This is a genomic window from Streptosporangium sp. 'caverna' (genome assembly GCF_003203775.1).
In the GTDB taxonomy this organism is placed as follows: Bacteria; Actinomycetota; Actinomycetes; order Streptosporangiales; family Streptosporangiaceae; genus Streptosporangium; species Streptosporangium subroseum.
This window is the reverse complement of sequence record NZ_CP029711.1, coordinates 3,306,045-3,330,040: the sequence shown is the minus strand read 5'-3', so window position 1 is coordinate 3,330,040 and position 23,996 is coordinate 3,306,045. Positions and strand designations below refer to the sequence as shown.

At 70.1% G+C, this 23,996-nt stretch carries 20 protein-coding genes; 8 read left to right on the top strand and 12 right to left on the bottom strand.

The window, feature by feature from the left end; translation table 11 throughout:
* Window positions 1-3: 3 nt before the first annotated feature.
* Window positions 4-3,234: a DNRLRE domain-containing protein gene (locus DKM19_RS14725; RefSeq protein ID WP_162641486.1), complete on the bottom strand. Its 3,231-nt coding sequence runs from the start codon at window positions 3,232-3,234 to the stop codon at window positions 4-6.
* 527 nt (window positions 3,235-3,761) lie between these two features.
* Window positions 3,762-6,029: a LuxR family transcriptional regulator gene (locus tag DKM19_RS14715; RefSeq protein WP_110696172.1), complete on the bottom strand. Its 2,268-nt coding sequence runs from the start codon at window positions 6,027-6,029 to the stop codon at window positions 3,762-3,764.
* Window positions 6,030-6,184: 155 nt separating this feature from the next.
* Here DKM19_RS14715 and DKM19_RS14710 point away from each other — a divergent pair, with 155 nt between their 5' ends.
* The 3 genes from DKM19_RS14710 (at window position 6,185) to DKM19_RS14700 (ending at window position 10,664) form a co-directional block, all read left to right on the top strand.
* Window positions 6,185-8,506 (top strand): AAA family ATPase, encoded by a 2,322-nt coding sequence (locus tag DKM19_RS14710; RefSeq protein ID WP_110696171.1) that lies wholly within the window; start codon window positions 6,185-6,187, stop codon window positions 8,504-8,506.
* A gap of 114 nt (window positions 8,507-8,620) precedes the next feature.
* Window positions 8,621-9,439, top strand: a complete 819-nt coding sequence (locus DKM19_RS14705; RefSeq protein ID WP_204358804.1) for an MBL fold metallo-hydrolase — start codon at window positions 8,621-8,623, stop codon at window positions 9,437-9,439.
* 622 nt (window positions 9,440-10,061) lie between these two features.
* Window positions 10,062-10,664 (top strand): RICIN domain-containing protein, encoded by a 603-nt coding sequence (locus tag DKM19_RS14700; RefSeq protein WP_204358803.1) that lies wholly within the window; start codon window positions 10,062-10,064, stop codon window positions 10,662-10,664.
* A 477-nt stretch (window positions 10,665-11,141) separates the two neighbouring features.
* Here the strand turns inward: DKM19_RS14700 and DKM19_RS14690 are convergent, their stop codons facing one another.
* Window positions 11,142-12,449: an MFS transporter gene (locus tag DKM19_RS14690; RefSeq protein ID WP_239514258.1), complete on the bottom strand. Its 1,308-nt coding sequence runs from the start codon at window positions 12,447-12,449 to the stop codon at window positions 11,142-11,144.
* 69 nt (window positions 12,450-12,518) lie between these two features.
* Here DKM19_RS14690 and DKM19_RS14685 point away from each other — a divergent pair, with 69 nt between their 5' ends.
* On the top strand, window positions 12,519-13,106 hold the full coding sequence (locus DKM19_RS14685; RefSeq protein ID WP_110696167.1) for a helix-turn-helix domain-containing protein: 588 nt from the start codon (window positions 12,519-12,521) through the stop codon (window positions 13,104-13,106).
* A 183-nt stretch (window positions 13,107-13,289) separates the two neighbouring features.
* On the opposite strand, the gene DKM19_RS14680 is transcribed toward DKM19_RS14685, so the two are convergent.
* From DKM19_RS14680 to DKM19_RS14665, 4 genes are all read right to left on the bottom strand, one after another.
* Complete coding sequence (locus tag DKM19_RS14680) at window positions 13,290-13,619, bottom strand: family 43 glycosylhydrolase (RefSeq protein ID WP_110696166.1); 330 nt, start codon at window positions 13,617-13,619, stop codon at window positions 13,290-13,292.
* Window positions 13,620-14,275: 656 nt separating this feature from the next.
* On the bottom strand, window positions 14,276-14,902 hold the full coding sequence (locus DKM19_RS14675) for a TetR/AcrR family transcriptional regulator (protein WP_204358802.1): 627 nt from the start codon (window positions 14,900-14,902) through the stop codon (window positions 14,276-14,278).
* 186 nt (window positions 14,903-15,088) lie between these two features.
* A complete protein-coding gene (locus tag DKM19_RS14670) occupies window positions 15,089-15,976 on the bottom strand; it encodes an SDR family oxidoreductase (RefSeq protein WP_110696165.1) in 888 nt (295 codons plus the stop codon).
* A gap of 9 nt (window positions 15,977-15,985) precedes the next feature.
* Window positions 15,986-16,726 carry an SDR family oxidoreductase gene (locus DKM19_RS14665; RefSeq protein WP_110696164.1) on the bottom strand — a complete coding sequence of 247 codons (741 nt, stop codon included), beginning with the start codon at window positions 16,724-16,726 and terminating at the stop codon, window positions 15,986-15,988.
* An 88-nt stretch (window positions 16,727-16,814) separates the two neighbouring features.
* Between DKM19_RS14665 and DKM19_RS14660 the strand changes: the two genes are divergently transcribed.
* The 4 genes from DKM19_RS14660 (at window position 16,815) to DKM19_RS14645 (ending at window position 20,021) form a co-directional block, all read left to right on the top strand.
* The gene (locus DKM19_RS14660; RefSeq protein WP_110696163.1) at window positions 16,815-17,417 is read left to right on the top strand and encodes a TetR-like C-terminal domain-containing protein; all 603 of its coding nucleotides are present in this window, start codon (window positions 16,815-16,817) and stop codon (window positions 17,415-17,417) included.
* Window positions 17,418-17,547: 130 nt separating this feature from the next.
* On the top strand, window positions 17,548-18,042 hold the full coding sequence (locus tag DKM19_RS14655; protein WP_110696162.1) for a hypothetical protein: 495 nt from the start codon (window positions 17,548-17,550) through the stop codon (window positions 18,040-18,042).
* Between the two features lie 135 nt (window positions 18,043-18,177).
* Window positions 18,178-19,353 (top strand): sensor histidine kinase, encoded by a 1,176-nt coding sequence (locus DKM19_RS14650; RefSeq protein WP_110696161.1) that lies wholly within the window; start codon window positions 18,178-18,180, stop codon window positions 19,351-19,353.
* On the top strand, window positions 19,350-20,021 hold the full coding sequence (locus DKM19_RS14645) for a response regulator transcription factor (protein WP_110705721.1): 672 nt from the start codon (window positions 19,350-19,352) through the stop codon (window positions 20,019-20,021). Before DKM19_RS14650 ends, DKM19_RS14645 begins: the two co-directional genes overlap by 4 nt.
* 118 nt (window positions 20,022-20,139) lie before the next feature.
* On the opposite strand, the gene DKM19_RS14640 is transcribed toward DKM19_RS14645, so the two are convergent.
* The 5 genes from DKM19_RS14640 to gap form a co-directional block, all read right to left on the bottom strand.
* Complete coding sequence (locus DKM19_RS14640) at window positions 20,140-20,487, bottom strand: RNA polymerase-binding protein RbpA (RefSeq protein ID WP_012892502.1); 348 nt, start codon at window positions 20,485-20,487, stop codon at window positions 20,140-20,142.
* An 81-nt stretch (window positions 20,488-20,568) separates the two neighbouring features.
* A complete protein-coding gene (gene secG / locus DKM19_RS14635; RefSeq protein WP_089212697.1) occupies window positions 20,569-20,799 on the bottom strand; it encodes a preprotein translocase subunit SecG in 231 nt (76 codons plus the stop codon).
* 133 nt (window positions 20,800-20,932) lie between these two features.
* Complete coding sequence (gene tpiA, locus DKM19_RS14630; RefSeq protein ID WP_275937241.1) at window positions 20,933-21,709, bottom strand: triose-phosphate isomerase; 777 nt, start codon at window positions 21,707-21,709, stop codon at window positions 20,933-20,935.
* The gene (gene pgk / locus DKM19_RS14625; RefSeq protein ID WP_110696160.1) at window positions 21,710-22,897 is read right to left on the bottom strand and encodes a phosphoglycerate kinase; all 1,188 of its coding nucleotides are present in this window, start codon (window positions 22,895-22,897) and stop codon (window positions 21,710-21,712) included.
* Window positions 22,897-23,901 carry a type I glyceraldehyde-3-phosphate dehydrogenase gene (gap, locus tag DKM19_RS14620; protein WP_110705720.1) on the bottom strand — a complete coding sequence of 335 codons (1,005 nt, stop codon included), beginning with the start codon at window positions 23,899-23,901 and terminating at the stop codon, window positions 22,897-22,899. Before gap ends, pgk begins: the two co-directional genes overlap by 1 nt.
* Window positions 23,902-23,996 lie beyond the last annotated feature (95 nt).

The window sequence follows — 23,996 nt, the reverse complement described above, 5'->3', positions numbered from 1 at the left end:
CCATCAGAAGATCGCTGCGACGTCGGCGGTCCACCTGTCGAGGCCCACGGTGGTGACCGGGCCGCGATCGACGGGGGTGGCGGCATAGAAGTAGAGGACGCCCGAGTCGTCGGTCCCGCCGGGGGCCGTCGACCAGATGTCGGGCGTCTCCTGGCCCGCGGTCGACTGGAACTGCCTGCCGCCGTCGACCGCGACGACCGTGCCCTGGACGTTGCCGTTGGAGGTGAACGCCGGTCGGCTCGCCGGGGTCCATCCCGCGGGGCCGTACGCCCTGCGGAGGGCGAGGCGGTAGGAACCGGTCTCGTCGAACTCGCCGGGATAGATCCACACGTTGCCGTTGGAGCGCTGGCGGGCGATCAGGTCGGCGGCGTTGGCGGGGTCGGGAACGCCGTCGCCGTTGACGTCGACGGTCACGTCACCGGGTGCGATCACGTCGTAGTCCGCCCAGGCGCCGTTGCCGATCATTTTCGGGGTCGCCAGCTCCCCGTTGGCGGCGGTGGCCAGGGGTCCGGCGGCGGTGCCGGTGTAGAGGTAGAGGTTGCCGCCCTCGTTGACGATCAGGTCGGCGCCCGGCTGGTTGTCGATGTCGCCGGGCGCGACCAGCCCGGTGATGGACGCCCAGGTCGTGCCGCCGGGGTGCTTGAGCTCCCTGCGCCCCGTCACCTGCGGCTCGCCGAGGCCGTTGCCGGGGTAGAGCCAGAGCTTGCCGTCGGACAGCCGGGCGAAGACGTCCTCGTAGCCGTCCTTGCCCATCCCGCTCTCCGGCCCGATGAGGTCACCGCGGTGGGCCAGCAGCGCGCCGCCCCAGCCGGTGCCGTACCAGATGCCGGGCTGGATCGAGCCGTCTCCCCTGCCCCGGTAGAGCCGCAGGCGGGCGTCCTTGGCGACGGCGAGGAAGTCCACGTAACCGTCGCCGTCGAGGTCGCCGTCCCGGTCGCCGGAGACGCTCCCGTCGGCGTCGCGCACGAACTCGGGCGCGGCGGTGACGATCAGGGTGGTGTTGGTGTTGACCGCCCCGGCGCTGCCGTCGTACGGCGAGGTGTTGCCCGCGAGGTCGATCGCGGCGACGTGCAGGCGGTTGTTCGGCCAGCGCGGCGGGGCGATCGTGACCGTGGCGCTGCCGTTGGCCGCGTCGACCCAGGTGCCGGTGACGCACTTGCCGCCGACCGAGATCGGGCGGTTGAGGGAGTAGCAGAACCCGTCCAGGTGGGCGTCCGTGGAGGCGAACTTGATCGTACGGGGCTTGCGGGCGGCGACCTCCGCGACGTCCAGCGGGTGGCCGTCGACGGCGGTGACGGTCGGTTTGGTCGGCGCGGTCTTGTCGACGGTGAAACCGCAGTCACCCGATCCGCCGGTGGTGGCGGTGCCGTCGGCCGCCTGCACGGTCCAGCGGTAGCCGAGACCGTCCTTGAACGTGGCCGCCGCGACGTTGACGCTCGCCGTGCCCCCGCTGGCGACGGCGTCGGACGGCGTCGCGACGGTGCTCGCCCCCGCCTGCCAGACGCTGAACTTCGCGGTGAGGTTGCCGCCGTCGGAGTCGCTGAGCTTCGCGATCAGGGAGACGCTCGTGTTGCCCACCAGCGGCCAGGTCGCGGGGTCGTTGTTGCAGGCGATCGGGTTGTCGCTGCCGTTGTTGCTCCACGGGCCCCTGAACGCGGCCTTGGAGACGACCACCGGGGTGTGGTTGTAGGTGACCTCCAGCACCGGGTTGGTGCCGTTGACCCGGAACCTCTTCCACCCGGAGCTGGAGCCCTCGTCGTCCGCCCGCAGCCCGAGGGTGATGCTGGCCGCGTTCCGGTCCGCGGCGTCCTGGACGGCATCCTTCAGCGCCGCGGCCGCGAAGTCCTCACCGGCGTCGGCGCAGCTGGTGGACCAGCCGTGGGCGAAGGACTTGGTCTGGAGCGTACGGCTCCACGAGGGCTGGTGGTTCCAGTCGGTGGAGGAGTTGATCCCCCCGGTCAGGCCGAGCTCCACACCGGTCTTGGTGCAGCTCCAGGAGTAGGTGTTGAACACGTTGAACGTCGACGACAGGATCGTGGAGCCCTTGAGCGCGGCGATGTTCATCTCGAAGTAGGAGCGGGCCGTGCCGCCGGTGTCACCCTCGTAGCCGACCCGCGCCTCCGGCGGGCTCTCGCTGCCGATCTTGTTGCCGCCGTCGTAGAAGGAGGTGTCGGCGAGCGAGGGAGAGCCCGACTTCTTGTAGGCGACCGCCCAGTGGTTCTTGTAGCCGCCGTTGAAGATCGGGTCGATCGTCACCGGATAGACCGTCGCGGGGTCGTCGAGCATCGCGCCGTCGGGGACGATCTCCAGCCGGTCCTGCGTGACCCGGGCCTCCATGCGGACGTTGCGGAGCGGCCCGTTCTCCCGCTCACCGCCGGGGGCCCGCTCCTGCCCCGAGGCGACGGATCCGGATGCGAGGTTCCGCGCCCGCCCCGAAGCGGCGGAGGCGTCTCCCGGGGTGGCGGAGGCGTCGGAGGAGTCCCACATGCGCGGGGCCGGAGCGCCGAAGACCTCGTTTCCGGCCTCGTCGGTGGCCCTCACACCTCCGGTCTCATCGGTGGCCACGCTGAGGCCCTGACCGCTCATCCCGAAGTTCAGGGTCCGCAGGCGAGGGTTCCTCGCCGCCTCGCGATTCTTGACGATCAAGTGGTGGACAAAACCGTCCGCGTCGGCGACGACCTTCAGGTCGACGCCGGGCAGCACCTCGGGGTAGGTGGCGGTGTCGCCCTCGAGAACTGGAGCCGGCAGCGGGTCGGGCCAGTTCAGGGAGAGGGTCTTGCCGTCTTTGACCATCGTCGCCAGCGGGGCCGTACCGCCCCCCGAGAACGTCATGCCGAACGTCGTCGCCCCCGGAGAGACCGTGCCGTCGGGGTTGCGCCGCAGCGTCTCGTCAATCGGCTGCCACTGCCCGCTCACCTTCGTCCTGACCGGCCTCAGATGCTGACGCAACGTCAGGCTTCCCACCGGGTTGGCGATCACCTCGCTGGTCTCGGTCAGCAGTTCGGCGACCTCGACCGGCTGCCTCGAACTGCGCGCCGCGGCCAGTGCCGCCTGCTCGCCCGCCGTGGCCTGCGCCGCCCTCTCGGCCCCCGTGGGCTGTCCGTCCACACGCACCGGACCCCCCGTCGGGGCGGGGTCGGCGAACGCGGCCATCGGCGCCGGTCCCCCGCCCACGACCGCCAGGGCAAGCGCCGAGGCCAGGCCCACCTTCCATCGTTGATGCGCCACGCCCATGATCCCGACTCCCTACCGCTCACAGCTGGACACGCGAAAGTTGGCATGCGCACACACCGCTCAGAAACGTAGATCGCGTCGGGTCCGCGTCGAATCAGTCGCCGTACAGGTACCTGGAGCCCCCACGGCAGCGCGACGTAGGTCGCCGTACCGGCGCATATGGCCCAGGCGGGGACGCGGCATGAGTCACCGTCCAGGTGCCCGCCGCCGACGCGGCGGCACGGCATGAGTCATCGTCCAGAGATGATCAGGTAACGCAACGCCGGTGAAGCCCTGAGCCAGAGGTGATCGAGCGGAGTGAGGCCGGCGGGACCCCGAGCCAAAAGTGGTCGGATGGAACGAGACCGGCGAGGACCCCGAGCAAAAGTGATCGGATGGAACGAGACCGGCGAGGACCCCGAGCAAAAGTGATCGGATGGAACGAGACCGATGAGAACTCCGAGTCAAAGGTGGCCGGATGGGATGAGACCGGCGAGGACCCCGGGTCAAAGGTGGCCGGATGGGATGAGACCGGCGAGGACCCCGGGTCAAAGGTGATCGGGAAGGATCAGACCGGCGAGCTCCGCCCGCGTGGAGACCCCGAGCTTGCGAAAGGCCCGGTACAGATGAAAGCCGATGGTCCTGGGGCTCAGCGCCAGTGTCACGGCGATCTCCCGGTTGACGGCTCCCCGCGCCGCGAGCCGGACGATCCGCAGCTCCTGCGGGGTGAGCCCCGCCCTGGCCACGACGTCGTCGCCGCTCCCGGTCCCCCGGGCGGCGGTGGACGCCGGGGAGCCGCACGCCGCCAGCTCCGCCGCCGCGCGGGCGGCCCACGGCGCCGCCCCCAGCCGTTCGAAGCACTCCAGCGCCTCGGTCAGCCAGGGGCGTGCCTCGCCTCGCCGCCGCGCCTTCCTCAGCAGCTCGCCGTACGACAGCGCGGCCCGTGCCCGGTCGAACGGATGTCCCTCCCGCGGCGGTGGCTCCGCCGAGCCACCCGCGATCAGCATCCGAGACCGCGTCACCAGCGTGTCCGCCCACGGAGCGCCGATCAGCGCGGCGGCCTTCTCCAGGCGGAGCGACACGGCGATGGCCCCGGCCCGGTCTCCCAGACGGACCGCCGCCTCGACGTGATCGGGAGCGGCGAGTACGGCGAGCACCCCGTCCGGCAACGGCCGCTCCAGCACCCTCTCCCACTCCCCCGACGCCGCGTACCCGGCCGACCTCGCCCACTCCCGCAGGGCCGCGGCCTCCGCTCCGGACGAGCTCTCGTCCTCGCCGGTGCCGGGCGGGACATCCTCGCCGGTCACGGCGGCGACCCAGGCGCGGACGGCGCTCAGCCGCGCCGCGCCCACCCCGTCGCCCGATCTCGCGGCCCAGCTCAGGCCCTCCCGTGCGCACATGTCGGCGTCACGGTAACGGCCCGCACCGATGTGACAGGCCGCGATGACCTCCAGGGCCTCGGGCAGCCGGCCGTACAGCTCGCCTCGCCGGCAGTCGCGCGCCAGACGCTCCGCCTGCGTCCGTGCCGGGACGCACTGCCCCGCCAGCACCCTCAGCCGTACCTCCTCCAGTCCCTCGGCGACCGCCCGCGCCGCGGGCCATGCCATGGCGGGCAGACGCGACTCGTAGGCGAGGGCGACGGCCCGGGTGCGCTGTCCGGCCTCACGGGCCGCGGCGGCGGCCAGACCCAGCCGGACGGCCCGCCGATCCGGGTCCGGGGTGAGCTCGGCGGCCCGCTGGAGGGCGTCGGCCGCCTCCTCCGCGCCCAGGCCGCCGGCCGCGGCCGCCAGTACGGCGGCCGTCGCCTCCTCGGGAGCGAGCGCCGCGGTGGCCCGGTGCCAGCCGAGCGTGTCCTTCCTGCTGTCCGATCCCTCGGCGACGGCCAGGTGGGCGGCGGCGCGTACGGCCAGCGGCGCGGCGGCGTAGGCGGCGATCCGCGCCAGCGGATGGCTGAAGACGACCGTCGTCCCGGTGACGGTGACCAGGGCCGCCCGCTCGGCCTCCGCCAGATTCGACATCGACCCGCCGATCCGGGCGGCGACGGGCATGATCTCCGTCAGGTCGGCCGTGCCGAGCACGGCGAGTATCGCGAGCACGGCTCGGGTACCCGCCGAGACCGGTGGCGGGGACACCGCGATCGACTCCAGCGGGGCCCACGGCGAGACGAGCCGGCCCGCTCGCTGCTCGGCGGTGAGGGCCTGGGTCAGGGCCACCAGCGCGCCCGGATTGCCCCCGGCGATTTCCACGAGGTGCGCCCGCACGCGCGGCGGCAGCTCCGGGACGCGGTCGTCCACGATCCGGCCCGCCTCCGCCTCGCCGAGCCGTCCGGGACGCATCCGGGGCAGCCCTCCGCCGAGAACCATGGAGGATCCGAGGCGGTCCCGCCGGGGGTGGACGGGAGTGTCGGCCACCGCGAAGATCAGGCCCACGCCCGCGCCGACGGTCCTCCGGGCGGCGAACAGCAGGGCGTCGGCCGTCGAATCGTCGATCCACTGAGCGTCGTCGACCAGTACCAGCAGTCCCGTGTCCCGGGCGCGCTCGGCCAGGAGGGCCGCGACGCGCGTGCCGGTGCGGAGCCGGTCGGCGCCCGCCTCGATTCCCAGAATGCGGTGGAGACCGGCGAGCTCCAGATTCGCCTCCTGCCGCACGCCGTGCCCTCTGATCACCGGCATCCGTTCCAGGGCGACACGGTCGAGCAGGGCGGACAGGCCGATTCCCGGCTCGCCCCGCAGGGTCAGCACCTCGCGTCCACCAGCCCGCACGTCGGCGGCCAGGCCGCTGAGCCGCGCCAGCTCCCGTTCCCTGCCGTGAAGCATCGGACCGGAGCCACGTTCGCATGACATTGCCGAATTACCAGAACCAGCCATCACGAACCACAGTAAAACCGGCGAACTTCCCTCACGGTTGATCTTTCATTCGCTGTTCACCGACCGGACCGGAAAAGATCAGCACGATTCAGTAATCTCCTCCCGTGTTGCACGGCCGAACCTCGGAGTTACGGGCCCTGGACCTGCTGCTGGCAGGGGCACGGTCCTCCCAAGGCGGGGCGCTCGTCATCCGCGGCGACATCGGCGCGGGCAGGACGGCCCTCCTCGACCATGCCGCCGAGAGCGCCGCGGCGGCCGGGATGCGAGTGCTGCGGGCGCGCGCGCTCGAACGTGAACGGGACCTGCCGTTCGCCGGGCTCAGCCTGCTGTTGCCGGCCGTGCTCGACGCCCCCGATCTGGGCGGCGACCGGCTCCAGGCAGGTCTCGCCATGCTGGAACTGCTGCGCCGGGCCGCCGCCGCCCGGCCGTTGGTCTGCCTCGTCGACGACGCTCAGTGGATTGACCGGCATTCGGCCGAGGCACTGGCCTTCGCCGCCCGCCGGCTCGGCGACGCGCCCATGGCGCTGCTGTTCACCGTCCGCTCCGGCCCGGGGGACGCGCCGTCGCCGCTGTCGGCGGAAGGGCTGCCCGAGCTGCCGCTCCGGTCCCTTGGCACGGTGGCGGCCGGCCTGCTCCTGGCGGAGACGGCGGGCGACCTGCCCGCGCACACCCGGGACCGGATCCGCAAGGCGGCCGAGGGCAACCCCCTGGCCCTCCTGGAATTCTCCGCGACGACCAGGCAGGACCCCGCCGCGTCCATGTTGAAAACGATTACAGTCTGGCCCGAGACCGCCGAACGGCTCCTGGAGCAGTACGACGAGACACCCCTCGCGACGGAGCGGATGCTCCTGCTCTGCGCGGCGGACGACACGAAGGACGCGGCGGTGCTGGACGCGGCGGCCCGGCGGCTCGAACTGCACCCGTCGGACCTCTACCCGGCCGAACGGGCGGGGATCGTACGGCTCGGTCGCGACGGCGTGACATTCACCCATCCGCTGCTCCGCCCGGCCATCTACCAGAGATCGGCCATCGCCGACCGTGTCGCGGTCCATCGGGCGCTGGCCGACTCCCTCGGACCGGAGCGGGGCGCCCGGCACCTGGCCGCCGGAGCCACCTACCCGGACGCCGCGATCGCCGACCTTCTGGATCATTCCGCCGTACGACTGACCGACCGCGCCGCCGCCACCGCCGCCATGGAGGACTCCGCCCGGCTGAGCACCGATCCTCGGGCACGGGCCCGCCGGCTGGCCGCGGCCGCGGCGGGCGCCGCCGACCTCGGGCTGACCGCGCAGGCGCACCGGCTGGCGGCCCGCGCGGAGGCGCTGCCCCGATCTCCCGGGGTTCGGGGCAATCTGATGGCGGTCCGCGCCCGGATGGCGAGCATGCGCCCGTCCGGGCCCGTCGAAGGGCTGCTGCTGGCCGGCGACGACCCGGGAGCACTCGCGCTGGCCACGGCGCTGGTGACCGACGCGCGGGTCAGGGGCATGCCGGGACGCCTGCCGTACGCCCTGCTCGCGCTGAGTGAGGCCCGGCTGCATCTCGGTGATCATCACCTCGCGGCGACGTCCGCCGAAGAGGGCCTGGCCGCCGCCCGAGAAGCGGGGCAACCGCATATCGCCCATCATCTGAACGCCGTACTCGCCTGGCTCGCCGCCGTCCGCGGTGATCTCCCCGAAGGTGACGACCTGCCCGAAAGGGATGGGAAAGGCGAGCGCCGGTGCGGCGACGACCCGACACCTCTCGGCGTATGGGCGGCCGGACTGCTCCACCTCGGGCTGGCCCGGGCGGCCCTCTCCCTGGAGCGTCTGCTGGAGGGGGCCCCGCACCCGCGGGCGACCCCCGACCTGGTCGAGGCGGCCGTCCGGGCGGGCGTCCCCGAGGCCGGGCTCGAGCACCTGGCCCGATTCGAACGATGGGCGGCGGGCACGGGCCGTCCGGAGCCCGCGGGGCTCGTCATACGCTGCCGGGCGCTGCTCGGAGGCCGTGATCCGGAACGGCTCTACGCCGCCGCCACCCGGCTGCTGACCGCACGGCCGTACGACCACGCCAGGACCGCACTCCTGCACGGCGAGTGGCTGCGCCGCGCCAGACGCCCCGCCGAGGCACGTGAACGGCTGCGCGTCGCACTCGCCGTCTTCGAGGACCTGGGCGCGCGGCCGTGGGCGGAACGCGCGCTCGCCGAGTTGCGCGCCGCCGGCGAACCGGTCACCGGCCGGAAGCCGCCCGGGCTGCCCCCGCAGCAACTGCGCGTCATACGGCTGGCCGCGGGCGGAGCCAGCAACCGTGAGATCGCCACCCGGCTCGGCATCAGCCCCCGGACCGTGGGGAACCATCTGTACAAGGCCTTTCCCCGGCTCGGGATCGCCTCCCGCGACGAGCTGCGAGGCCTGCTCCGCACCGGCCACGCGCTGCTCACCGACCAGTAGCATCGCTCCCGCGAAACCCGGATCGTCTCGGGTGGTCCCTCCCCCGTGAGGCCCGCCTCGGGACGCCCACTGCCCTGAGCCACGCTGACCACCCGATGACCGATGGAGAACGCCGTGAACGATCTGCCCATCTGCGTCACCTGCGGCGTCCAGTACGCCGGCCCGCGGGAGAACTGCCCTATCTGCGATGACGAGCGGCAGTATGTCGGGTGGGAGGGCCAGCGATGGACCTCCCTTGACGAGCTGCGCCGGACCGGGCACAAGATGAAGATCGCCGAAGAGGGCGCCGGAGTGGTGGGGGTCGGCACCGACCCCGCCACGGCCATCGGGCAGCGCGCGCTGCTGGTCCGCACGCCCGCGGGCAACGTGCTGTGGGACATGGTCACCCACCTCGACGACGACGTGATCAAAGAGGTCAGGGAGCTCGGCGGGATCGACGCCATCGCGATCAGCCACCCGCACTTCTACGGCTCGATGGTCGAGTGGGCGCACGCCTTCGACGCCCCGATCCACATTCACGCGGCCGACCGCGAGTGGGTGGCCCGCCCCGACGAGTCCGTCGTGTTCTGGGAGGGCGACACTCACGAGATCCTCGAGGGACTGACGCTGATCAACGCGGGCGTGCACTTCGACGGCGGCCAGGTGATGCACTGGCGCGACGGCGAGGAGGGCCGGGGCGCCCTGTTCTCCGGCGACATCCTCCAGGTGGTGCAGGACCGGCGCTGGGTCGGCTTCATGTACAGCTACCCGAACCTCATCCCCGAGCGCCCTCGGACGGTCCGCCGCGCCCTGTCCCTTCTGGAGCCGTACTCCTTCGAACGCGTCTACGGCGGCTGGTGGAAGCGGGTCGTGCACACCGACGGCGCCGAAGCCGTCCGCCGCTCCGCCGACCGCTACCTGACCTTCGCCCTGGACGACTCCCCGCAGGAATGATCCGCCCTGGACGACCGACCCCTGCGGGAATGATCCCCCCGACGACTTCCCACGGGAACGATCCGTTCTGAACGGCCCCCGCAGGAATGCTCCTCGGAGCCGCCGAAGCCACCACCCGCCTCCCCCCCCCCCGCGATCTCCGCCTCAGAAGCAACCCGGCATTCAAAAGTAACCCGGCATGAGGTCGACCGTCGACCGCGAGGCCATCGCGCCCGCCATCTGACCGAGGAGCGGCGTACCGCGTCAGCCGGGCGCCTCTCCTCCTCGCGGCGGGTGAACACGGCGGGCGGTTCGGCATGCCCCTCGACGCCCCGGTCCCGCGCGAAGGCTCACGTTTCTCACGTGGATTACATCAGGATCGCGAAAAATCCAGGACAAAAACGACTGGATCATGGAGATGGCCTCCCTTGAGATCGAATAATACCAATATCGTCAATTTCCAAGAGCCGCTCCATTTGATAAATTCAACTAGCCGTCGCCGCCTTCTCGATACCACAAAATAAACCAAATTCGGGCAAATCGTTAATATGTCGAGAATGGCATTAATTTCATTCGACCGTTTCATTCGGCCATAAGCCCCGGAACGGCGCAGAAAGCCGGGGCCGATCAGAAGGAGAACCCCATGAACCGCTCCCTCCGCCATCTGCTCAGCCTCGCAGTCGCTTCCACCGTCATCACGGTGGGCGTGCCCGGCATCCTCTCTCCGACCGGGGCTTACGCGACGACAGACGCAGGCAAGACCTCACTCTCGGAGGGCACCGCACACCGCACGCGGGCCCCGTTTCCCCGCGCGTTCATGCTGACGAACGTGCAGACCGGCAAGTGCCTGACCATCGCCGGAGGCGTGAGCACCGACAACAACGTCACCGCACTCCAGTACAACTGCGACACCCACCCCTCCCGCCGCTGGACACTGACCGACGTAACCGGCACCGGCCTCTACCAAATACGAAACGTACAGACCCGGAAGTGCCTGACCATCGCCGGAGGCGTGAGCACCGACAACAACGTCACCGCACTCCAGTACAACTGCGACAATCACCGCTCCCGCCGCTGGACACTGACCGACGTAACCGGCACCGGCCTCTACCAAATACGAAATGCACAGACCCGGAAGTGCCTGACCATCGCCGGAGGAGTGAGCACCGACAACAACGTCACCGCACTCCAGTACAACTGCGATACCCACCCCTCCCGCCGCTGGACGCTGAGGCTGGCGGGGTAGACGCACGGACAGGAGAGGAACGGGTAAGGGAGAAGCCGCATGACCAGCGGCGGCGGGTCGCCGTCCTTCGCTTCCCGGTGACCCACAGATCCGGCGGCAGGCCGGCGGCGGGTTGATGGTGACGCCGGTGAGAGCCGTCGGCGGTCGCGATCAGGGTCACGGCTGTCACGGTCGATAATGTGGAGCGTCGGCATACTCGACAGCGGGCTCCGGAGGCAACGTGTCTCCGGTCCGATGGTCGATGCAGGACGCCGTACGAATCTCCTTACCGCTCAGCGGAGAAATCTCACCGTTCCCGATGAACCAGCCGCGAACGATTTTGACGGGCCATCCGGTGGCCGGGTCGATCCGTCGGGTCACGGATCGCATGATCAGGCTGCCGGGTGTCCCGGTGGCACGCGCCAGTGTGAGCATCTGACTGAGCACCAACGGCGCGAGAGCGGCTCCCGTATCCACGTTCGGTTCGGTCAGCCGAGTTCAGCCCCGGTCCGAGGTCGAGGTCGAGGTCGAGGTCAGGATCGGGGCTGGGGCCGAGGCCGGGATCGGCGTCGAGGCCGGGGTCGAGGCCGTCATGGGCTGGGCCGCGGCCTCCGCGGCGGAAACCGAGCGCGTCGTGACGGGCCGGGAGACGACCGCGACGGCGACGATGCAGAGGGCGGCGGCGGCGCAGAACACGGCGGGCAGTCCGGCAACCGCGCCGAGGAGCCCTCCGGCCGCCGCCCCCAGGGGCGTGGCCCCCATGGCGATCAGCCTGTTGGTCGCGTGGACGCGGCCGAGCAGTTCCTCCGGGACGAGCCGCTGCCTCAGCGAGACCAGGAGGACGTTGGAGGCGGCGTTGGTCGCGCCGAGGAGCACCGCGGTTACACCGATGGCGGCGACGTTGGGGACAAGAACGGGCACGAGCAGGAGAATGCTGTTGGCCAGGTCGGCGGTGATCAGCACCCGCACCTGACCGGCGCGCCGGGCCAGGCGTTCGGCCAGCAGGGAGCCCGTCACCGCCCCGAAGGCCAGCGTCGCCGCAAGAACGCCGTAGCCGCCGGGCGAGAGCCCCACCCGTGAGTCCTCGCCGACGACCCACAGGACGAAGACCGCGAAGTAGGCCGCGTTCGCGAAGTTGAGCACACCCGCGAAGACGGAGAGCGCGCGCAGGACCCGATGGCTCCACAGGTAACGCAGGCCGTCGACGATGTCGGCGCGCAGAGGCCGCGTGGACGGGTTTTCGACGCGGAAACGCCCGCGCATGCCAAGCAGGGCGAGTCCCGCCACCGCGTAAAGCAGGGCGGGCGCCCCCAGCGTGGCGGCGGCGCCGAATCCGATGAGAAGCCCGGCCAGCGGTGCCCCGAGGAAGTTGTTGCCGACCGTCTGCACCGCGATGAGCCTGCCGTTGGCGCTGGCGAGCCGGTCACGCGGTACCGCCATCGGCAGCACGGACTGCGCCGAGGTGTCGGCGAAGACCTCGGCGATGCCGATCAGGAACGCTCCGGCCACCAGCACCGGCAGGTTCAGCACCCCCAGCCACGCGGTCAGGGCCACCGCGGCCAGCACGCCCGCACGCGTCCAGTTGGCCATGACCATGATCCGCCGTCGGTCGTACCGGTCGGCGAGCGCGCCCGCGTGCAGCGTCAGCAGCAGCCACGGCAGTGCCGCCGCCGCGCTGACCAGCGAGATCAGCAGCGGTGAGCGTGTCAGGGTCACCGCGATGAGTGCCACGCCGACGATCGCGACGCCGTCCCCGACGTTGGACAGGCCCGAGGCCGTCCACAACCAGCGAAACGATCGTCCCATTGCCATGCCTCCGGTATCGTGTAAAGGAAAGTATGCAAACCTTCCTTTGCAAAGATATGGCTGCACGCGATGCATGACAAGACCAACGAGCTAGATGCTTCGGCGCTCAAGGGGCTCGCCCATCCCGTACGTCTCCGCCTGTTGGAGCTGCTCGAGCACCACGGCCCCGCGACGGCGACCCAGCTCGCCACCCAGATCGGCGAGAACACCGGCTCGACGAGCTATCACCTGCGCCGGCTCGCCCGGCACGGACTCATCGAGGACATACCGGAGCGCGGCAAGGGCAAGGAGCGCTGGTGGCGCAGCCGCTCTTTCGGCTTCGACGGCGACCGGTTCCGCCGCGATCCGGAGACCGCCGACGCCGCCGAGTTCCTGCTCTCGGAGATGGTCCGCCAGCGAGGCGCCGAACTCGCCCGCTGGCTGGAGGAGTCACGGACCACCCCCCGGCCGTGGGTCGAGGCCGGGGTCCAATCGCACACGGCACTGCGCCTCACCCGGGAGGAACTCGCCGACCTGACGCGGGAGGTCTCCCAGGTCCTGAACGCGCACCACGAGAGGGCCAGGGATCGAGACGAGAAGACGCCGGACACCGCCCGCGTCATCGTCCACTTCGACGCCTTCCCCGTCGGCCTCGGAGAGCAGGACGCCCCCGAATGACGTACGGCCGCCGTCTCGCACGACGAAGCATGACAAAGACGGCGGCCGTTCCCCTTCAAGGGGTTTCGTCGAAAACACGATCGCGCTCATGGGGCACTCCCCCGGGCCGTCACCACCGGCGTGAAACCGGAGCGCCGGCCCGCGCCTCGGCGGCCACGAGGCCGACGATCGTCGTGTCGGTTCTCAGTAGACGTACGGCCAGCCGCTGGAGTCCCAGCCGAGCAGGTTGATGCCGAGCCGGGCTGAGCCGTTGTCCGCGTAGTAGTGATAGACGAGGACGTCGCCATCGGAATCGGACAGTACGGCGTTGTGTCCGGGGCCATGGATGCCGCCGTGGCCCGCGAGGATCTCTGTGCCCCCGCCCGATGTCATCCGGGTCCCGTTCCGGTCGGCAAAGGGGCCCGTGATCGACGCCGAACGGCCGACCATGGTGCGGTAGGTGCTCTGAGCGCCCCTGTAGCACAGGTCGAAGGAGACGAACAGGTAGTAGTAGCCGCCGTGACGCCGGACCACCGGAGTCTTGAGCGACGGCCGCGTCCGCCGAAGGACCCGCGGCCGCGGGTCGCAGGGTTCCCAGTGTGGCGACGGCGAGCACGCACGCCATGATCAGTCCTCGGGCCGGACGTTTCATGTCATCACATCCTGATCTTGACTTGGTATACCGTTCCCCGGCTCGGAGAGAGGCGGGCCGGACTCAGCTCGTGGCCAGACGGGACCGGGCCGGTGGAAGACAGGCCGGGTCGGCTCGTGGCCAGACGGGACCACCGGCGGAGGCCGTCCGGCCGGCTCCGTGGCCGGAGGTGCGCGCAGCGCGGTTCACCAGGCCGAGCGCCCTACCGCCGCCGCCGGGCGGGGGCGTGCCGGCTGCCGGGCGCAGCGGCGGTCGAACCGGGACCCGCGAGCACCATCGGCCCTGTGATGTTCGGTAACGTCGCCCTACCATGTTTCTTAACATGGAATTACGATGCATGTAGTGGACTGACCGCATCGTACGGAGAGCGCTTGCCAGCGCCAACCCTCTCCGCTCCGCCCGCTCCGGGCAGACGCCTGCCCCCGCACGTCGGCCCGCGATACCGTCGACGCCCCGAGCCGCGGACCCTGAAACTTTCACCCCGGCCAGGCGCCTCAGGTCATCCGGCGGACTCCCCGGACAGGCCCGTGACCGCCGCTTACGCGTGCTTCCGGGTGGCGAGGTCGAACAGGGTCACGAGTTCTTCACCGTAGGCGGCAAGATCGAGGTCCGAGCGGGTCTGCAGCAGGAAGGGCAGCGCGTCGACGGCCCGCTGGATGGTCGTGGCCATCACATAGGTGTCGAAATCGCGGAACTCGCCGCTGCGCTGTCCGGCTCGCAGGATGTCCTGCACGTGGCTGAGCACGTCGCGCTCGGTGTCCGAGTCGTAGGAGCGGCTGTCGTCCTGGTCGCGGAAGTCGAGGAAGATCGCCATCAACACCTGCATCTGCACCCCGTGGGCCGAGATGAACTCGACCAGCGCCCGGATGTAGGCGCGCAGGGCACTCCCCGCATCCGGTTGATCCCGCATGCGCTCCGCCATGAACCGGCCCATCGTGGCATACACGTCGGCGAGCACCGCACGTATCAGATCGTTCTTTCCGGCGAAGTGGTACGAGATCAGCCGTGTGCTGGACAGCCCCGCCCGCTCCGCGATCCGCGCGAACGACGCCTGCCGGTAGCCGAGTTCGGCGATCGTCTCGATCGTGGCCGCCACGATCTGGGCGCGACGGGCCGAGGCCGTGAACGAACGGCTCTCGGGATCCGCGGAGCTTTTTGCTGGCATGAGTAAGAAATACCTTATACAGGTAACCGATACACGTAACGCGGAGATCCAGGCTATGCCGACGTCCGTCCGACCCCGCCCGATCATCATGGGTCGGGCGGCATCGATCCGACCACCGCGGATCGGGCGGCATCGATCAACGGCCGGAGCCGACCGGCGGGCGCCCGGCCGGGCGCCCGCCGTCTCCTACCGGGGGCTGAGCAGATCCTCCATCCCGATCCTGCGGTAGAACTCGGCGCGGATCCGGTCGCCGACGGCGTTGACCACCTCGGCGCCGTCGTCGGCCGGGTCGATGTGGACGCGGAACGGCCTCTTGCCATGGGGCAGGTCCACGATCCGCACGATCTCCTCGGCCACCTCCGAGACGTCGGCGTCAGGCGGGGAGAGCGCGGCCAGGCTCTGTCCCACCTGGTCGAGCAGTCCCGCGTAGTGCTCCTCGTAGGCCTCGGCCGTCTCCTTGTCCGCCGGGTGCCCGGCGTGTGCGAAGTGGTTGGTCCCCGAGGTGAACGCGCCGGGCACGACGATGGAGGTCTCGATGCCGAAACGGGCCAGCTCCGCGGCGTAACCGACCGCGAGCGAGTCCATCGCGGCCTTGGCCGCGAAGTAGGGCCCGAGGTAGGGCGGGGTGCCACCCCTGGCGCTGGAGCTGGAGTTCCATACCAGCAGGCCGTGTCCCCTGGCCCGCAGGTGTGGCAGTGCGGCCCTGTTGACCCGCTGGGTGCCCAGCACGTTGACGTCGTAGACGTGGGCGATCTCCTCGGGGGTGAAGGCCTCCGTGGGACCGAGCACCATGTGCCCGGCGTTGTGCACGATCACGTCGATGCGTCCGTGCTCCGCGATGATCGCGGCGACCGCGGCGTCCGCCGACTCCTGGGACAGGACGTTCAGCTCGATCGCGCGCAGGTCGGTGCCGTGCTCGGCGGCGTAGGCGGCCACCTCGGCGACGTGGGGCGCACCACGGCCCTCGGTCTGGCGCATGCTCGCGTAGACGGTGTGCCCGGCGTCGGACAGGGCGCGCGCGGTGAGCGCGCCGAACCCGCTGGACGCACCGGTAATGAGAATGATCTTGTTCATGTCCGGCCCTCAGATGATTCCGCCGTTGGGGTACAGCACCTGTCCGTTGACCCAGCGGGCCGGACCCGCGAGGAAGGCCACGACCTCTGCGATGTCCTCGGGCTGACCCAATCGCTCCAGCGGCGGCTGGGCCGCCAGCCTGGCGATGGCCTCCTCGGTGTTGGCCCCCAGGAAGAGGTCGGTGGCGGTGGGCCCGGGTGCGACGGTGTTGACCGTGACGTCCCTGCCGCGCAGCTCGCGGGCCAGGATGAGGGTCATTCCCTCGACGGCGCTTTTGGATGCGTTGTAGGCGGTGTAGCCGGGGTGGGCCAGCTTTGTGACCGAGGTCGAGAAGGTGATCAGGGCGCCTCCCCGGCGCAGGCGGCGGGCGGCCTGCTGGGCCACGACGAAGGCCCCGCGCATGTTGACCCGCATCACGCGGTCCAGCACGTTCAGGTCGAGATCGACGAGCGGGGTGCCCGGGATCATGACCCCGGCCGCGTTGACGACGACGTCGACGCCGCCGAAGGCCTCCTCGGTGGCGTCGAAGAGCGCGGAGATCGCCGCCTCGTCGCTGACGTCGGCCCGGATGGCGAGCGCCTGCCCGCCCTTGGCGATGACCTCCTCGGCGGCCGCCCTGCCCTCGGCGTCGTTGCTCGCGTAGTTGACCACGACGGCGTATCCGTCGTCGGCGAGCCGCCTCACGACCTGGCGTCCGATCCCGCGCGAACCTCCGGTGACGATGGCGACGCGAGCTGTTGTGGTGCTCATGATGAGGTGCTCCTTCGCAAATATGTGTACCCTATGTACATATACACGAATATGAACACAGTGTCCATATAAATTCTGGAGGTAGACGGTGACCCAGCCCACGGAGCCGGTCCGCCGCGGGCGTGGACGCCGCCCGGCCGACGAGGTGCGCCGGGAGGTCCTGCGAGCGGCCGGGGAGCTTCTACTCGCGGAGGGAATGGCCGCCTTCACCATCGAGAAGGTCGCGGCTCTCGCGGGCGCGAGCAGGGTGACGCTCCACAAGTGGTGGCCGTCCAAGGGCGCGCTGGCGCTCGACGGCTACTTCAGCGTCGTCGGCCCCACCCTGGCGTTCCCCGACACCGGTGACATCGCCGCCGACCTCACCGCGCAACTGCGGGCCTTCGTCCACCTTATGAGTCATACCCAGGCCGGGCGCGTCATGCCCGAACTCGTCGGACAGGGTCAGACCGACCCCGAGCTCATGGCCGCCTTCCGCGAGCGTTACTCGGCCCCGCGCAGAGCGCTCGCCGTCGAGATCCTGGAGCGGGCCAGGCAGCGCGGCGAGCTACGCGAGGACCTCGACCTCGAAGTGATCGTCGACCAGCTCTGGGGCGCCTGCTACCACCGGCTCCTCATCCCCGACCAGCCGCTGACCGACGAGTTCGCCGAAGCTCTCGTCAGAAACCTGATGACCGGGATCGGCCGCCCCTGACCACTCGCCGGACGGAGCCGGACGCCCTGAAAGCGCGGTCCCCACCCGCGAACTCCATCCGGGGGTGGAGAAGCGAATCTCCACCGCCGCGCCGATCCGCTCCGACCCGCGTTTTTCTACCGTCTGACGCATGGACCCGATACAGACCGCAGCCCTCGCCATCGTCCTGACCGCCTTCGTTCTCTACCGCCAGATGAAGACCCGGATCGCCACCGGATACGGCCTCCGCTACACCGCCATAGCCATGATCGCGATCGGCCTGCTCTCCGGGGGCCTCGTCGACCCGCACAATCCGGCCCTCAGCGTGACGCTGCTGGTCGTGGAGGCCGCGCTGGCCGTGGGCTTCGGCATCGTCCGCGCCGCGACCGTACGGGTCTGGCGGGACGAGACGGGAGTGCCGTGGTCCAGGGCCACCGGCTGGACCCTGGTGGGCTGGCTGGCCTCGCTCGCCACCCGCTTCGCCCTGCTCGGCGTCGGCCCCCTCCTCGGCGTCGACCTCGCCTTCACCCCCACCGCCCTCCTGGTCTTCGTCGGTCTGACCATCGGCACCCAGTCCCTCTTCGTCGCCCGGCGTGCCCACGCCCTGCCGCTCGCCCCCTCCCCCGTCACCCCGGTCGGCGCGTGATCGCGACTCAGGTCTCCGTCCCCGTACCGCCACGCCCCCTCACGGCCGCCGTCCGCCACCCGTCCCGCCCCGGCCTCGCCGTACGGAGAACGGCCCGGGGCGGAAGGCGCCCCGCCTTCTCGGTATCTTTCTGACATGACCGCGATTCGCAGAAAAGACGCGATCGTCCAGGTCGCCGTGCGCCTCGCGGTCATCACGGTATTCGTGGCAGCCCAGGTCACGCAGGGGGCCGGCTCGACCCCGATCAGGCATCGACTCCTCATCGCGGGGCTGAGCGTGATCACCGTCGGATCCCTGGCCGTCGCGCCACTGCTCAGAACGTCCGAGGTGCGGCCCCCGGTCACGTTCCTGGGGATCCCGGTCAGGCTCGGCGTCGCCGTGCTGGCCTCGGTCGGGCTCCTCGCCGTCTCCCCCGAGGGCAGTCCCGCCATCGTCGCCATGCTCGTCGCCATCGGCACGGCGGCCCTCAGATATTCACTGGTCCGCGCGCTGCCGGTGGGATTGCTCTCCCTGGCCGGTCTGCTGCTGGTCGGCGTGGCCGACCGCCGCTGGGATCAGGAGCTCAGCCTCGGCTTCAGCGTCTGCATGGTCTTCCTGGTCCTCTACTCGGTCCGGCAGCGCAGAGCGGTCAGGAACGCCGAGGAGAAGGAGGCCGTGCTCGCCGAGCGGGCACGGATCGCCAGGGAGATCCACGACATCCTGGCCCACTCCCTGTCCGCGCAGATCGTTCACCTGGAGGGCGCGCGCCTGCTGCTCCAGGCCGACCGCTCCGAGGAGGCTCTGGACCGGGTCGAACGCGCCAGGGACCTGGCCAAGACCGGCCTGGAGGAAGTCCGCAGGGCCGTGTCCGCGCTGCGCGAGGACAGCCCGCCACTGCCCGTGGCGCTCAGGACGCTGGCCGAGGAGTTCCGCTCCACGAACGGCCGGGCGTGCGCGCTCACCGTGACGGGCCCCGAACGCCGCCTGACCCCCAAGGCCGAGCTGACGATGATCCGTACCGCGCAGGAGGCCCTCACCAACGTCGGCCGCCACGCCCCGGGAGCGGCCGCCTCCGTACGGCTGAGCTTCGAAGAAGGAGCGTGCGAGCTGGAGGTGACCAACCCCGCCGGTGACGGCCCCGGGACGCCGGGCGGAGGATACGGACTCGTGGGAATGGCGGAGCGGGCCGAGTTGCTCGGCGGGGTCCTGGAGGCCGGAGACGCGGACGGAGGGTTCCGGGTCCGACTGAGACTGCCCGTGACGGTTGACCCGGCACGCGGGGAAGGTACCGTCATGGCCGGCGGCCGGACCGCGGCGGGGTGGCCCGTATGACCGCCCGGGTGCTCGTGGTCGACGACCAGACGGTCGTGCGCGAGGGGCTCACGCTGCTGCTCGGGCTGCTGCCGGGCATCGAGGTGGTCGGCTCGGCGGGCGACGGCGAAGCCGCTCTGCGGCTGATCGAGGCCGAGCGGCCGGACGTGGTCCTGATGGACCTGCGGATGCCCAGGATGGACGGCGTCGAGGCCACCAGGCGGATCCGCGCCGCGTATCCGGGCACCCAGGTCGTCGTCCTGACCACCTACTCCGACGACGAGTCGGTGTTCGCCGCTCTGCAGGCCGGGGCCAGGGGGTTCCTCACCAAGAGCGCCGGCGCGGAGGAGATCTCCCGGGCCATCGCCACCGTGATGAGAGGCGACGCCCAGCTCGACCCCACGGTCCAGCGCCGTCTCCTCGAGACCATGATCCCGCCGGCCTCACCCGGTCGGGGCAGGGATCCGGGGCGGCCGGAGGGCGAGCTGCCCGACGGGCTGACCCGGCGCGAGACCGAGGTCCTGCGTCTCATCGCCCGGGGCGACTCCAACGCCGAGATCTCCGCCGGCCTGTTCATCAGCGAGGCCACGGTCAAGACCCACATCAACAATCTCTTCGCCAAGATCGGGGTCCGCGACCGCGCCCAGGCGGTCACCTACGCCTACCGCCGCGGCATCGCCGACACCTGAGGCCGGCCTCGGCGGAACACGCCGCCGTCGCCCAGGATCGATCACGACAGACCGGACACGGACATACGGAAGGCCCCCGTGGACGAGTTCCACGAGGGCCCCTGTGACGTGGCCGTACCTAGTAGATCGGGCGCGAGGAGGAGCGCAGGCGCTCCAGTGCCTCAGCCAGAATCTGCGCGCCGTCCTTGTCGCTACGACGCTCCTTCACATAGGCGAGGTGCGTCTTGTACGGCTCGTTGCGCGGCGGCGCGGGTGGATTGGCCTCGTCCTGACCGGCAGGGAGACCACACCGGGGGCAGTCCCAGAATTCCGGGACGGCCGCGTCACTGGCGAAACTGGGGCGCGTCTCGTGCATGTTCGCGCACCAGAAGGGGACCCTTACACGGGGAGCCGCCTCGCCGCGCTCCGCCTCCCCCATAGGGCCGGCGCCGACACGGCTGCCACGGATCGCGTTGCCACTACCCACGGATGAACTCCTTGCTCGATGGCCCCGCCGCTCAGGATGGATGCGGGGGGCTGAACCACTGTCACGCCTGTTGAAGCCGGGTCAGGGCCTCAGGAGCAGGCCCAGCGCGATGATGCAGACAAACCAGACCACACCGGTGATGATCGTGAGTCGGTCGAGGTTGCGCTCCACGACGGAGGAGCCTCCGAACGACGACGAGAAACCGCCACCGAAGAGGTCCGACAGACCGCCGCCCTTGCCCTTGTGGAGCAGGACGAGCAGCATCATCAGCAAGCTCGACAACATGAGGGCGATGGAAATTCCGATTGTCACGGTTGACCTGTTCCCTATTTCGCGCGGCCCGCGTCCGGGCGCGACCCTTGTTATGACGCCTACGGCGTGACGATTCAAACTTGCTCTACGAGGGTATGACCTGTTGTCAAGTCACACCCCCCGAATAGCCGACTCAGGCAGACATTTCGCCAAAACGACAGATCTTGACGAACTCTCCCGGGTCGAGGCTCGCGCCACCGACCAGAGCACCGTCGACATCAGTCTGAGCCATGATGCCTGCGATGTTGTCAGACTTGACCGACCCACCGTAAAGGATACGGACAGCGGCGGCCACCTCGCTGTCATACAGCTCGGCGAGTCGGACACGCAATGCTCCGCAGACCTCCTGCGCGTCGGCCGGAGTGGCCACCTCGCCGGTACCGATCGCCCAGACCGGCTCATAGGCGAGCACGATGGACGCGGCCTGCTCGGCCGTGACCTTACGGAGCGCCCCGTCGAGCTGCGAGACGGCGTGGGCCACCTGGCCACCGGCCTGACGGATCGCCAGTCCCTCCCCCACGCACAGGATCGGCGTGAGCGAGTTACGGTAGGCGGCCTGCACCTTCGCGTTGACGAGATCGTCGTCTTCGTGGTGGTACTGCCGCCGCTCCGAGTGCCCGGCCAGGACGAAGGTGCAGCCGAGCTTGGCGAGCATCGTCCCGGAGATGTCTCCGGTGTAGGCGCCGCCGTCGTACGGTGACAGGTCCTGCCCGCCGTACTCGATTCGCAGCTTGTCGCCGTCCACCAGGGTCTGCACGCTGCGCAGATCCGTGAACGGCGGGAGCACCGCCACCTCGACCCTGTCGAAGTCCTTGTCGTTCAGTCCGAACGCCAGTTTCTGGGTGGTGGCGATGGCCTCAAGGTGGTTGAGGTTCATCTTCCAGTTACCGGCTATGAGCGGCTTGCGCACCTATTCCTCCAAGGCGACGAGTCCGGGCAGGGTCTTGCCCTCCAGGTATTCCAGACTGGCCCCGCCACCGGTGGAGATGTGGGAGAACCCGTCCTCGGGCAGACCGAGCCGTCGCACCGCGGCGGCGGAGTCTCCCCCGCCGACGACCGTGAACGCCTCCGACCGGATCAACGCCTCGGCGACCGCGCGTGTTCCGCCGGAGAACGCCTCGAATTCGAAGACGCCCATCGGGCCGTTCCAGAACACGGTCTTGGCGTCGGCCAGCCTGCTCGCGAACAGCTCGCGGGTCCGCGGGCCGATGTCGAGGCCCTCCCTGTCGGCCGGGATCGCGGTGGCGTCGACCACCTCGTACTCGGCGTCCTCGGCGAAGTGCGTGGCCGCCAGCACGTCGACCGGCAGAACGAGCTCCACGCCGCGCTTGGCCGCCTCGGAGAGGAAGCCGCGCACCTGGTCGAGCTGGTCTTCCTGGAGCAATGACTTGCCGACCTCGTAGCCCTGTGCCTTGAGGAAGGTGTAGGCCATGCCGCCGCCGATGAGGAGGCGGTCGACCTTGGTGAGCAGGTTGCCGATGACGCCGAGCTTGTCGGAGACCTTGGCGCCGCCCAGCACCACGACGTACGGCCTGGGGGGATCCTCGGTCAGCTTCTTCAGCACCGTGACCTCGGCCAGGACCAGCGGGCCCGCCGCGTGCGGCAGGAGCTTCGGCACGTCGTAGACGCTGGCGTGCTTGCGGTGCACCGCACCGAAGCCGTCGCCGACGTAGACGTCGCCGAAGGCGGCCAGTTTCGCCGCGAACTCCGCACGCTCGGCGTCGTCCTTGGACTCCTCGCCCGGCTCGAAGCGAAGGTTCTCCAGCAGTGCCACCTGGCCGCCCTGCAGGGCCTCCACGACGGCCTGCGCCGATTCCCCGATGACATCGGTCGCGAAGGCGACATCGGCGCCCAGGAGCTCACCCAGCCGCTTGGCGACGGGAGCGAGGGAGTACTTCGGGTTCGGCTGCCCCTTGGGGCGTCCCAGGTGCGCCACGACGATCACCCGCGCGCCCTTGCCGACAAGTTCTTCGATCGCCGGCACCGAGGCGCGGATCCGGCCGTCGTCGGTGATGACGTCCCCTTCGAGGGGGACGTTGAGGTCGGCGCGCACGAGAACGCGCCGACCGTCCACGTCGAACTCGGAGATGTCCTTCATCAGAGGTCGGCGCCGACCAGCTCGATGAGGTCCGCGAGGCGGTTGGAGTAGCCCCACTCGTTGTCGTACCAGCCGATGACCTTGACCTGGTTGTCGATCACCTTGGTGAGACCGGAGTCGAAGATGCAGGACGACGGGTCGGTGACGATGTCACTGGAGACGATCGGGTCCTCGGTGTAGCTGAGGTAGCCCTTGAGGTAGCCCTCGGACGCGGCCTTGAGCGCGGCGTTGACCTCCTCGACCGTGGTGTTGCGGCCGACCTCGACGGTCAGGTCGGTGGCCGAGCCGGTGGGGATCGGCACGCGCAGCGCGAAGCCGTCGAGCTTGCCCTTGAGCTCGGGCAGCACCAGGCCGATGGCCTTGGCCGCACCGGTCGAGGTCGGCACGATGTTGATCGCGGCGGCGCGGGCGCGGCGCAGGTCGGCGTGCGGGGCGTCCTGCAGGTTCTGGTCCTGCGTGTAGGCGTGGATCGTGGTCATCAGACCCTTCTCGATACCGAAGGTGTCGTTGATGACCTTGGCCATCGGCGCCAGGCAGTTGGTGGTGCAGGACGCGTTGGAGATGATCGTGTGATTGGCCGGGTCGTACTTGTCGTGGTTGACGCCCATCACGATGGTGACGTCCTCATTCTTGGCCGGAGCCGAGATGATGACCTTCTTGGCGCCGTTCTCGGCGTGTGCCCGGGCCTTGTTGGCGTCGGTGAAGAAGCCGGTGGACTCCACCACGACGTCCACTCCCAGGTCGCCCCAGGGCAGCTTGGCGGGGTCGCGCTCGGCGAAGGCCTTGATCGTCTTACCGTCCACGATGATCTCGTCGGCGGTGCTCTTCACCTCGTACGGCAGGCGACCCAGAATGCTGTCGTACTTGAGCAGGTGGGCGAGCGTGGCGTTGTCGGTCAGGTCGTTGACGGCAACGATCTCGATGTCCTTGCCGCTGGCAGCGACCGCACGCCAGAAGTTACGGCCGATACGGCCAAATCCATTGACGCCTACGCGGATGCTCACGTGCAGATCTCCTCGTACGTCGATGCGCCGGTCCACAGGACCGGCGTCTTGAGAGCAGGCTGAAACCTCAACCACAAACCTTATCGGACCCAAAT